Annotated in this window: 10 protein-coding genes; 7 read left to right on the top strand and 3 right to left on the bottom strand. The window is 39.1% G+C overall.

From position 1 onward, the window contains the following. The coding region (locus PseudUWO310_RS22830) for a hypothetical protein (RefSeq protein ID WP_223805593.1) at positions 1-351 on the top strand (351 nt) is incomplete at its 5' end. Positions 352-544: 193 nt separating this feature from the next. On the opposite strand, the gene PseudUWO310_RS09125 is transcribed toward PseudUWO310_RS22830, so the two are convergent. Continuing rightward, positions 545-1,045 carry a DUF29 domain-containing protein gene (locus PseudUWO310_RS09125; protein ID WP_142600359.1) on the bottom strand — a complete coding sequence of 167 codons (501 nt, stop codon included), beginning with the start codon at positions 1,043-1,045 and terminating at the stop codon, positions 545-547. A gap of 173 nt (positions 1,046-1,218) precedes the next feature. Continuing rightward, a complete protein-coding gene (locus tag PseudUWO310_RS09130; RefSeq protein WP_142600360.1) occupies positions 1,219-1,791 on the bottom strand; it encodes a gamma-glutamylcyclotransferase in 573 nt (190 codons plus the stop codon). 167 nt (positions 1,792-1,958) lie between these two features. Between PseudUWO310_RS09130 and PseudUWO310_RS09135 the strand changes: the two genes are divergently transcribed. Both PseudUWO310_RS09135 and PseudUWO310_RS09140 read left to right on the top strand, forming a co-directional pair. Beyond that, on the top strand, positions 1,959-3,176 hold the full coding sequence (locus PseudUWO310_RS09135) for a chromate transporter (protein ID WP_142600361.1): 1,218 nt from the start codon (positions 1,959-1,961) through the stop codon (positions 3,174-3,176). Between the two features lie 222 nt (positions 3,177-3,398). Next, positions 3,399-4,115: a Uma2 family endonuclease gene (locus tag PseudUWO310_RS09140; RefSeq protein ID WP_142600362.1), complete on the top strand. Its 717-nt coding sequence runs from the start codon at positions 3,399-3,401 to the stop codon at positions 4,113-4,115. Positions 4,116-4,230: 115 nt separating this feature from the next. On the opposite strand, the gene dnaG is transcribed toward PseudUWO310_RS09140, so the two are convergent. After that, a complete protein-coding gene (gene dnaG, locus PseudUWO310_RS09145; protein WP_142600363.1) occupies positions 4,231-6,195 on the bottom strand; it encodes a DNA primase in 1,965 nt (654 codons plus the stop codon). A gap of 82 nt (positions 6,196-6,277) precedes the next feature. On the opposite strand from dnaG, the gene PseudUWO310_RS09150 reads away from it, so the two are divergent. From PseudUWO310_RS09150 to PseudUWO310_RS09165, 4 genes are all read left to right on the top strand, one after another. Further along, the gene (locus PseudUWO310_RS09150) at positions 6,278-6,565 is read left to right on the top strand and encodes a hypothetical protein (protein WP_190315962.1); all 288 of its coding nucleotides are present in this window, start codon (positions 6,278-6,280) and stop codon (positions 6,563-6,565) included. A 137-nt stretch (positions 6,566-6,702) separates the two neighbouring features. Then, positions 6,703-10,032, top strand: a complete 3,330-nt coding sequence (locus PseudUWO310_RS09155; protein ID WP_142600364.1) for a CDC27 family protein — start codon at positions 6,703-6,705, stop codon at positions 10,030-10,032. 27 nt (positions 10,033-10,059) lie between these two features. Continuing rightward, positions 10,060-11,172 (top strand): RNA-binding domain-containing protein, encoded by a 1,113-nt coding sequence (locus PseudUWO310_RS09160; RefSeq protein WP_142600365.1) that lies wholly within the window; start codon positions 10,060-10,062, stop codon positions 11,170-11,172. An 84-nt stretch (positions 11,173-11,256) separates the two neighbouring features. Next, a complete protein-coding gene (locus tag PseudUWO310_RS09165) occupies positions 11,257-11,823 on the top strand; it encodes a Uma2 family endonuclease (protein WP_142600366.1) in 567 nt (188 codons plus the stop codon). Positions 11,824-11,852 lie beyond the last annotated feature (29 nt).

An 11,852-nucleotide genomic window follows, 5' to 3' on the forward strand; every position in this document is an offset into this window, starting at 1 on the left:
TACATTCTTGCAACAATTCATCGAGCAGTTCTTTGCGTATATTCATCTGTTTTGGTGTTAGTAGTTGTGTGTCTAGATTGTCTCTCTGTATATATCCCAGACTTTACACAAAATACTCTACACTCTCAAAAAGCCGTCGAAAATTCCTCAGAACTCGGCGAACCCGACAAGCAAAAAGCTCTCGAATATCTCAATCAAATTGGCGAAATGTCAGCCAAAGAGCCATCACAAAAAAAGGGAATGCTTCCAATTTTACTTGATGCCTTCACAGGTGTAATTAGCAAAGCATCTGGCCTCATCGAACCCGTCAAAAAAATTGCAGCAGCCATTCTCAGTATTTGGCAAACCTGACTGTATCTCCCCCTTGTGAAAACCATAGGGCTTAAATTGACCTAACCGAAACATAGAGCCTTAATTATAGCTATATTCACTTAAGTCAGGACATCAAACCCAATAGAGAGTTGCGGTGCGAAGCACCGCAACTCTCTATTGGGTTTGATGTTTGTCCTAACATTACTGACTATAGCTATATCACTCCCATCACCTATTCAGGCAAAAAATCTTCATCAAGCACTTGCTCAGAAGTAAAAGGGCAAATCTCAGGGAAATGGTCTAAAGGTAATTTTGTTTCAATTTTGGCTTGTTTCCTTGCATTTCGATAGCACTTATCAAATATTTGCAAATAATATCTTTTCAAACTAGGACTCGCCTCAAAGCATTCATCTATGCGACGACGATGCTCGGCGATACTTTTTTCCCAACTTCTTGTGCGTTTGTGTGGTTGATATTGCCATTTAAGTAAATGTAGTAAAACTACGACTAAATCACTACTTAAAGCATGTTTATCACTATTTCCCATCGATTCTACTTCTTCGAGTAAATTCACTACATCTAGTTCTGTTAATCGCCCCTCACGCAATAGCTGTACTGTTGCCTCAACCCATAGATTAAAGTCACATTCATAGAGATTGCTAAGTGAATCAAGATGGCTCTTAGCGATCGCTGTTTCGTCGATATCCTGTGGCTCTAAGTAAGCCTGTGTCATCAGCTTCTCCTCCAAGGTTTATTCGCAATTAATTCTGAGGCTAACATAAAAATAAATTGAGAAATGGGTATTGAGAAAGGGTTTGCGTAGCAAATCCTTTCTCAATACCCAAAGGTAAAAAAATAAAGAGCGTAAAGAACGCAACGCGTTCTTTACGCCCCTCTAGGCTTTGTTTAGCTATATTGACGCTGGTGATAGGATTGCAAGCGGTAAATGTGATAGAAGAGTTGCCAGAAGTATTTTTCGGTCAAGCCACAGGTAGAAGCACCGCGCAGCACTACATTGGAGTACCACTCATTGGGCGCGAGTTCGCGAGATAGCTTATTGACAACGCTGTAAGTCCGCACATTTGTATAGACCTTTTTATCAACCGTAACCGTGATCAGTTCGTGCTGATAGCCCCCTCGCGATACATCCTCACGGATATCTAAGCGATCGCTCAAGCGCATCGGCAAGCAATATAAAACCCCTTCTACATAGGAATTCGGATCCTTCACAATATCCAAGCAACCGCAATCGCGATGGGGCGATCGGTAATAAAAACCGAGTCTATAACCACTTAAACGCGCCACCCCGACGACATAATGATGGGCTGCTTCACCAAGCGATCGCTTCAAATCTACAGGACACATACAGGAACCGTAAGCAAAGTAGTAAAACATCGGCTCCGATGGACATAATCCTAGTTCAGAATCTACTGAGGTCTGTAACTGCTGTATTGACTTTGATTTGAGCGAATCTACCATATCGATAACATTTGGCAAAAACTATTTAGTATTCTGTGATACCTACAAAAAGTATAAAGCTTTGTGTATGCTCATCAGGATTAACTAGTTCACAAGTTTTTAGCGGTTTAAAAACTCTAAATAATGCTTACAGGTAATGAGTATGTCGCACATAATTTTAAAAAAATATGCCTGAGTATACAAAAACAGATCTAGAGGCAGAAAATTTACCAGACGATCAGGATCCCCTGTTACCTAAAAAAACTTCCTTAGGTGAAATAGCCCTAGTTTTTAGCAAATTAGGGGTAACTGCCTTTGGCGGACCTGCCGCTCACATTGCCCAGATTGAATTGGAGGTGGTACAGCGTCGCCAATGGCTCAGTCGGGAGAAGTTATTAGATTTGCTGAGTATTAGCAATTTAATTCCAGGCCCGAATTCCACCGAGTTAGTAATTCATGTGGGTTTGGAGCGCGCTGGATGGAGAGGGATGCTTGTCGCGGGAAGTTGTTTTATTTTGCCTGCAATGCTGATGACATGGGGATTGGCGATCGCCTATGGGCAATACCAATCAATTCCTACGGCTGGTGGGCTACTTTACGGGATCAAACCCGTAATTATTGCGATCGTCCTTCAAGCTTTGACCAAACTGGGGCGATCGGGACTAAAAAGTGCTGCAACTTGGAGCGCGGGCATTTTGGTGTTGGTCTTATATTTACTTTCTATTAACGAAATCATTCTCATGCTAAGTGCTGGGCTGATTGTCGCCTTAGTCGCTAATCTCGATTCTCTCAAAAAATCTCGATTTTTGTCCTTTACGATTTCTCCCTTGTCTTGGGGAACATTTACCTTGGGCGCGATCGCTACCGAAAGTCACCCGAAAACTTGGCTAGCTGTATTTTGGAGCTTTCTTAAAATTGGTTCCTTCCTCTATGGTGGTGGGTATGTCCTATTGGCTTTTGTGCAACAAGAATTTGTCGATCGTCTGCATTGGCTAACTTCACAGCAGTTATTGGATGCTGTAGCGATCGGGCAGTTTACGCCTGGACCAATTTTAACGACGGCAACCTTTATTGGTTATCTCATCGCAGGAAATTTGGGAGCGATCGCGGCGACAATTGGTATTTTCTTACCCGCATTTATGTTAGTTCCATTAATAAATCCCTTTGTCTCAAAATTACGCAAATCACCTTGGACTGCGGGTTTCTTAGATGGAGTGAATGCTGCTTCCATTGGCTTGATGGCAGCCGTAGCATGGGAATTAGGACGCGGAACTCTTACCGATATCTGGACAATTATTATTGCGATCGCCAGTCTTGCCATGCTGCTCAAATTTCCGAAATTAAATTCGGTCTGGTTAGTACTCGCTGGCGGTGCGATCGGTTGGTTACTTAAGATTTATCAATAGTCCCGAACTCCATACGGGGCATCTTTACACAAAGAAGGAAACGCTATACTAAGCAAATTACTAAGTAGCTAGGTTTTAAGTTTACTTAAAACCTAGAAGAGTATACCGCCCGCATAGCGGGCGGTATGCTCGCTGGTTTTGGTTTTTAATTATGCCGAACTACTTAATAAGCAAATTACTAATAAGCAAATTACTAAAACTTTTGCGGTTGAGGTCAATTTTATGGTTCTCCAAGTCTCACCCATTAAAATCGAGCCAAACATTACTTGGGAAGCTTTACCCGCTGATTTTGTATTACCCGACGATCCCGTGGAAAATATTCAACAACCGATTTTAGCTGCTGCGCTCACCGATGCCTTAGGAGCCGCAGGACTAATCCAACCAGAAATGCTTATTGGTTCTAACTTTGGTTTAGTTGCCTCCATAAATTCGCGAACTATCGTCAAAGCTCCTGATTGGTTTTATGTGCCTAGAGTTAATCCCATTAGCGAAGAGTTTGCGCGGCGCAGTTATACCCCAAATCTAGAAGGCGAACCTGTGGCGATCGCAATGGAATTTCTATCAGAGACAGAGGGTGGCGAACTTTCGATTAGGGCAACTCCTCCCTATGGCAAGCTTTATTTTTACGAAAGAATTTTGCAAGTCCCGACTTATGTTATCTACGATCCTTCCGTGCCGAGTATAGAGGTACGGTGCTTACAGAATGGTCGGTATGTGCTGCAAGAACCGAATAGTCAAGGACAGGTATGGATTCCAGAACTAGATTTATTTCTCGGCATTTGGTTGGGAACGCGATTAGGGCAATCGATGAATTGGTTGCGTTGGTATGATCGCTCTGGCAAGTTGTTACTATGGAGCGCCGAACAAGCCGAACAAGAACGGCAAAGATCGGAAATACTAGCAGCAAAGTTACGCGAACTTGGTGTCGATTGTAGTTAAGACCTAAAACCCAAAATAGAGTTGCGGCGCAACGCGCCGCAACTCTATTTTGGGTTTTGAGTTTGTCCTAACATAACTGGCTACCGCTAAAAAATAATTGAATTTAAAATTTAATTTAAAATTCAATAACGTTCTTATCACTAGTACTGCTACCACCACCAGATAAATCGAGATAATTAACTCCGATCAGTTTGCTAATTTCCGCTTTGCGTTGTTTGGCTTCTTTAATTTTCGCTTGACATTCATAGCCAAAATCGGGATTGGCAATCACATCCGTACTTTGATATTTACTCAGCCAGTCCTTTTCATGTTTCTCACACATGATGTATTGAATCTTCGCGATCGCTGTTCTCACGACAATCTGAGGGCGGAGTAGGGCAACGCGGGAATTTTCATCGAGCCAAAGCAGATGCTGCAATTGCTGGGCGACTTCTTCTTGTTCCGCACAGAGAATCTGTAATTGCTGGACTAGATGATCGGGATAGGGTTCCTCCGTTGCAAGGGAAGTTTTATTGGCTTGGAGAAGATTGAGAATTGTTTGCCAAAGATAGCGATGATTCGATTGGGTAAATTCAATATTCTCTTCTTCGGCAATCTCTTGGTATAGGTAGGCGCGATGTTGAGGAAAATGCAGATAGATTTGCAAAAGTTGGGCTTCCGCAGAATGTAATGCATTGGTTGTAGGGGAGAGTGATGGAGCGGGTTTATTGCTATTCCATCTCGTATTGCGTAATTGGCGGCGCAGATCTTGCTCTAGACGCAATGCTAGGTAAGAATTTCCTTGAGATAATTTTTGGGCGGAAGTATGAATGTAATGGGTACGGAAGAAGGAATCGACGGGCAGATTGTTTAATAATTGCGCGATCGCTTGACTACTCTTTTGGAAGCGATCGGCTTGATTGAGATCCTGTCCTGATAGAATTTGGTCGATTTGCCAATCGAGAAATAGCGGCGCATTTTCGAGTAAGCCTTGATAGGCTCCAGCGCTATGTTGTTTCAGATATTCATCGGCATCTTTGCCATCGGGCATCGTCAGAACTCGTAATTGCACAGTTCCATTAAAAACTAGTTCTTTAAATCCCGCGATCGCCTTTTCTGCGGCCGTAATTCCTGCTTTATCGGCATCGAAATTTAAAATTACATTTTTGGATTCGGTATAGCGCAGCAATTGCTTCATCTGGTCGGCATTGAGAGCCACACCCATCGTGGCGATCGCTTGTCCGATTCCCGCTTGATGCAAAGCGATCGCGTCAAAATATCCCTCGACGACAATTGCGCGATCGGATTTGGCAATCTCATCTCTTGCCTTATCCATCGCAAATAAAACAGTACCCTTGCTAAAGAGTTCTGTTTCAGGAGAATTTAAATACTTGGGTTCCTCATCACCGAGAGAGCGTCCACCAAAGGCAATGACCCGACCGCGAGTATCGTGAATGGGAATCATCAAGCGATCGCGAAAGCGATCGTAAAATCCATTTCCCGTTTTACGCGGAACGATTAAACCTGCTTCTTCCACAAGCTTCATGGGAATCTGCTTTTGCTGTACCAGATATCCCATCAGGGTTTCCCAACCCGCAGGCGCATAACCTAGTTGAAATTTCTGGATGGTATCTTGGCTCATTTGCCGCTTTTCGGTGAGATAGGCTAAGGCGGCTCGTCCTTGATGGGCATGAAGTGCGTGTTGATAAAAACTCGTCGTCAACGCCATTACTTCGTATAGGCGATCGCGATGGGAGATTTGACGCTGAATTTCTTGAGCTTTTTCGGGCTCGACAGTTTGAATGGGAACGTTGTAGCGTTTGGCTAAATCTAAAACTACGTCAGAGAACGATCGCTTATCGATCTCCATCAAAAACTTGACTGCCCCACCGCCTGCCCCACAGTTAAAACAATGGTACATCTGCCGCGATGGGTTAACGGTTAAGGCGCTGGCGTTTGTACCGTTGTGAAAAGGACAGGCTCCCCGAAAATTTGCCCCACTTTTGCGTAGCACGACACGCTCAGACACGATATCTACAATGTCTGCCCTTTGACTTACTTGGTCAATCGTATCTTTGTGGATCTGGTACTGTGCAGACATAGCGATCGCTTATTTATAAACCGCAGTATGCTCCATACATTTTATATTAATCAACCTCAAAAAATAAACTTAAAACCTAGAAATGCGTAGTGCCTGCGTAGTGGGTACTACGCATTCGGATTTTGGTTCCTACAGCTTACAGATTGGTGAACCTCTATGGATGCCAGAAATCGGCTTAGGGATTGGTCGTGCTGTATTGCCAAGCGATCGCTTTAGACGCGAAGTTTTAAGTTGGTTTGATGAAAGATGCGATCGCTATCTCACTGGTGAAGAAAAAGCTGATATCGAGAGGTATCGGGCTGATGCTGTACAGAAACAGGTGGATCTGTTATTAGCAAAGTTGCGATCGCTTGGTATTGATGATGAATAATAGATTAGCGATCTCTATATTCAGTAAATAATCAGACAGAAAGGCTAAACTAGATTTGAATGATATATTGCGTGTTTAGTTCATGGTATAGATGACATCGCTTTAAAATATGAGTTAAGGATAAGCAGGGTTTTGATATGAGTGATTCTACTTCGCAAGGTGTAAATAAGATAGATGCTTCTAGTGAAGTAGTTAATTCTAGTGAAGTAGAGAAAGCAATGGGACTCAGTAAGCAAGCTTGGGAGTTCGCTAATGCTGGGAAATTGGAAGAGGCAATTTATTTATTTGAACAGTCATTAAATATAGACACTCAGAGTGTTTACATCGTTAATCGATACACAACATTTTTAATTAGAAACAATTACTATCAAGAAGCGAAAAAGATATTTCAGGATTTCTTGATTAAATATCCAAACACTATAGATATACTAGTAAAGTATGCAAATTTTTTATTAGATTTAAACGAAGTAGATTCTGCTTTAACCTTATTTGTAGATATACTAAAAACTGATCCAAAAAATATTTTAGTATTGGTAAATTATGCAGAAATAGCTTACAAAGCAAAAAAGTATGATTTAACTTGTAGCTTATGCGAAATTATCTTATCCAAAGACAATAAAAATTGGCTGATACGCAATATTTATGCTAATTCTCTGGCAATACAAGGTTGTAAGGAGAAAGCATATAGTGTATTTTCGTCATCTTTATTACTTCTTGCAGATCAACAATTTGAACAACCTAAAAAAACAACTTTAAGAAGCAAATACACTAAACTTTTAACAGATTATATAGAAGCTTTATTTTTGAATGAGAACAAAGATGAAATTACTAATGTTTTTTCATGTTGTTTCTCTCATGAATTATTTTCTAATTCTTTAAAAAGTGGATATGGCTCAATGAAAATGAGTTTTTTGTCGTCTTTTATAAAAGAAATAAGACTTAGAAATATATATAAAAACTTAGCGAAAATATTTTTGAATTTTTGGATTAATGAAAATCCAACCAACTCAACTATATTGATTAATTACTTAGATTATGTACTTCAAGCTAAAAAACCAGATAGAAATAAGTTTTTTGAAATATATGAAATTTGGTTAGAAATTGAACCTAACAACATTGATATTTTAACTGTATATGCTAATTCTTTAGCTAATGATAACAAAAGAGAAAGAGCATTAGAATTATTTGAAAAAATTTATAGATTAGATTTCAATAATATTGCCATAACCAATGAATATATAAACACTTTACTAGTATGTAATTGCGAGAAAAAAGCACTGGATATTGTAGAGAATCTTTTGGGGATAGTTAGCGTAACTAATAAAAATATCTATAAATTTGCAGATTTATTTCTAGAAAAAAACAAATGCAATGAAGCAATAATTTTGTTTGAAAAGATTTCAAACAAAAATAAAACCAATATAATTCAATCTCTTATTGATTATATTAATTACTTGATTAAAAACAACAACTTTGAATCTACTATTTTTCTTTTTGAATATCTACTAAATTTAGAGGATAAAAATACATATATTCTTTATAGATATGCTAGTGTACTACTTCAATGTGAAGACTATAAAAAAGCATATGATATCTTTGATCGCTATTTAGAAATTGATAAATACAATATTTCTATTCTTAATCAATATGCCAATGCTTTAGTAAAACAAGGAAGTTATGCCAAAGCACTAGAATTATTTTCTTTCTCTTTGGAGTTAGACGATAGAGACGTTCGGACGTTGACTTGCTATGCAAATGCTTTGTTTAAAGTTGGCGAATATGAAAAGTCACTACATATACTAGAAATAAATATTCAGTTAGAACCATATAATATTATTACTCTAACCAATTATGCCAATACTCTTATAAAGCTAGAAAGGTTTACGGAAGCTTTCGCAGTTTTTGAAAAAGCTATTCAAGAAAATCCTTGTGATATTCATATTTTGAGATCCTACGCAAAATCTCTAACTGATTACGGGGATGTAGATAAAGCGTTTCATTTTTTTGAAATTGCATTGAGTATTAACAATACAGATTCTCGAATAATCAATGATTATTCAAGCTTATTAATTCAATATGAAAAGTGGTCAATTCTAGCTAAAATCAATCCTCATAAACCTTATTTTCGATTGAAGTATGCACAATATCTCGAAAGAGAAGGTGATTATGAAAGCGCACTGTCTCAACTCTTAGGTATTGGTTTAGCTACACAAAAGACCTATCACGCTAATATTATTCGATTAAATCTTGGGCGATTGTATTATCGATTAGGTCAAATTGATTTAGGCAAACAATTTTTTGAAGAAGCGATCGCCAACTCAGACGAACAAGATAAAACAATTCTTTATGCTGCCCGTAGCCTTTTAGCAACCAATCCAAATAGTCAAGAAGCAATTAATTTGTTACGTCAAATTCAAGAAGACTCACCTCTCTATGCTGAAGCCATGAAAGCGATCGCCCTTAACGCTGACGAAGAAACTTCCTACGAATTATTTGGAGCTGATGAAGAACAAATTGATGATATTGAAATGCTCTATCGTGCCATGTATCACAAGATTGGTAACGAAATAGCAGTGCTGAGATCGATTTCCTATCGATTGCTCAGGAGAATGGAAGGAGAACACCCTCTCGTTAAAGAAATTGTCAATGACTTTGAAAAATTACAACAGGGCATCGCCAGTCAGAGAGCCAATGAAAAAGCCGCGATCGCAGGGATTTCACATAGTAACTACAAACAGCTAATAGAAATTGTTTCTAAAACTGCTCATGACATCTCTGACGAAGTAAACAATCAACTCGCCGTAATTGAGTCCAAAACTCGTCGCGCCATGCGTAAACTTACAACTGAAGATTCGCAATACCAACAGTTTGAAAAATTACTTTTACAGCTAAAGATTACCCAAAAAGCCATCAACGATCTCAAATCTATTAATGAAGGTAAAACCATTCGCAGAAATCGCTTTTTAGTGCATCGATTATTTGAAAAATGGGAGCCAGAAAACTGGACAAGTCAACCGCGCATTGACGGTGTGCGTATTCGCCTTGACATTCGTAATCCCGACTCAGAATTTAATGGTGACGAGGAAAAAATTAAAAGTATTCTCAATGAACTAGTAGAAAATTCACTCAAACATAATTATGGCAACTCAAATTTATCGATTCGTATGTATTCTAGCGATTTGATCAATCCATCAGACATCAGCAGTCCGACCATCCCTGGCGATCGCAAATTTTTATATATAGAATTTACAGATAACGGTCAAGGCATACCCAACGATAAAAAAGAATGGATCTTTCAACCACTAAAAACCACATCCCCCGAAGATAAAGGTAGCGGACTGGGACTATTCATTGCCCGTAAAACCATCAAAAAAATGGGTGGACAAATTCGGGAAGTTGGCGAAGCAGGAAAAGGGGTAAGATTTCAGATATATTTGCCTTATTTATCATCAAACGCTTTGCAGTAAGACATTGTAGAAATTAAAAACTCACCCATGCAGACCCAAAACGTCCACCTCTTAGTCATCGAAGACCGCGCCGATAACTTGAATGAATTACTGACATGGCTACGCGAAGACTTTGGCTATCAGGAAATCGTTACTGCCACCACCACATCAGAAGCATTAGAAAAATTAGCATCTCCCTTTGATGTCATAATTTCAGATATGCGAATGTACGATGAAGTCAATGCGGGTTTTACGATTCTTGATTGGGTTCAGCAGCACAATTTATCATCGGTTGTGATTATTTTCACCGCTAACGAATCCTTAGAAGACTGCCATCGCGCTTGGAAATCAAAAGCTTGGGACTACATATCCAAGAATCCACCTACAGGTAACGCATTTGACACCCTCAATGATTCAATTCAAGAGGCGATCGCCTATCTCAATCGCTGGGGCAATCTCCCAAATCAACAATGGTTTGAAGAAAATCAGCAAGATCTCGAAGCCAAATATTGGGGACAATACATTGCGATCGCCAATCAAGTTGTCATCGACTCTGCTGATACCGCAACAGAATTATTCACAAAACTAGAAGAACGGGAACTCAGGCGATTTACCACTACAATTAAGCAAATTGGCGATCTAATTCCCATTCCTGAATTGATTAAACGAATCGAAAGCGATAATGTCGAATTTAAAAGTTCTTTTCAGTGGGATGTCAGAAATAATCGTGAGAACAAGGAATTACAACAAGAGGTACTTAAAGCGATCGCCTCATTCTTAAATACAGATGGCGGGACGGTATTGATTGGGGTTGAGGATAATGGCAATATTTTCGGCTTAGAAAAAGATATCAGTACGTTAAAAAATGGTTCTCTAGATTCATTTGAGCGCCACCTATTCCAACAAATCGAGAACAGCATCGGAAAAAAGTTTTTACTGAATCTAAAAATCCGTTTTGAGAATATTAATGGGCAATATATTTGTGCTGTTTACGTTCGCAAAGCTATTCAGCCAGCCTTTCTAAAACTAAAAAAGAAAAATAAAGATGGAAAAACTGAAGATTCGTTAGATCTATATGTGCGTACTGGCAATTCTAAGAGATCGCTGAATCCTATGGAAATATACGAATATGCGGTTACTAAGAGCAAGATAGATCGGTGATAAATCCCTTGAAGCAAAATGTAAAATAGGTTTAGCTCATATAGTTATGAAGCCATGTCCATATCCTTAAAATAGTTACTAATTATGATCGCAAATCCAAAATTTGATTACATAACTCCAGACGAATATCTCGAAATGGAGGAGAAGAGCGAAATTAAACATGAATATATTGATGGATATATTTATGCAATGGCTGGTGCAAACGATCCTCACGTTACGATCGCCTTAAACATGGCTTTTTTAATCCGCAACCATTTACGTGGCTCTAGTTGTCGAGTCTATATGTCAGATATGAAAGCAAGAATCGATTCATTAAATCGATTTTATTATCCAGATGTGATGGTGACTTGCGATCCTAGAGATACCCAATCACAAAATCAAAAGAGATATCCTAAACTAATTATCGAAGTTCTATCAAAGTCCACAGAAGCATTTGACCGTGGTGATAAATTTGCTGATTATCAACAAATAGAAACTCTAGAAGAATACGTTCTAGTCAACGCCAAACGTCAACGTCTTGAATGCTTCTGCCGCAATCAAGAAGGACTTTGGGTATTAAAGTCATACTCAAGTGAGCAAGATAAATTCCAATTGTCGAGCATCAATTTTGAAGGGAAATTTGTCGATCTTTACGAAGATGTCAGGTTTTAGAAAAAGCTTGCTTATGATACAAATCTAGA

Source organism: Pseudanabaena sp. UWO310 (genome assembly GCF_006861605.1).
Taxonomy (GTDB): Bacteria; Cyanobacteriota; Cyanobacteriia; order Pseudanabaenales; family Pseudanabaenaceae; genus Pseudanabaena.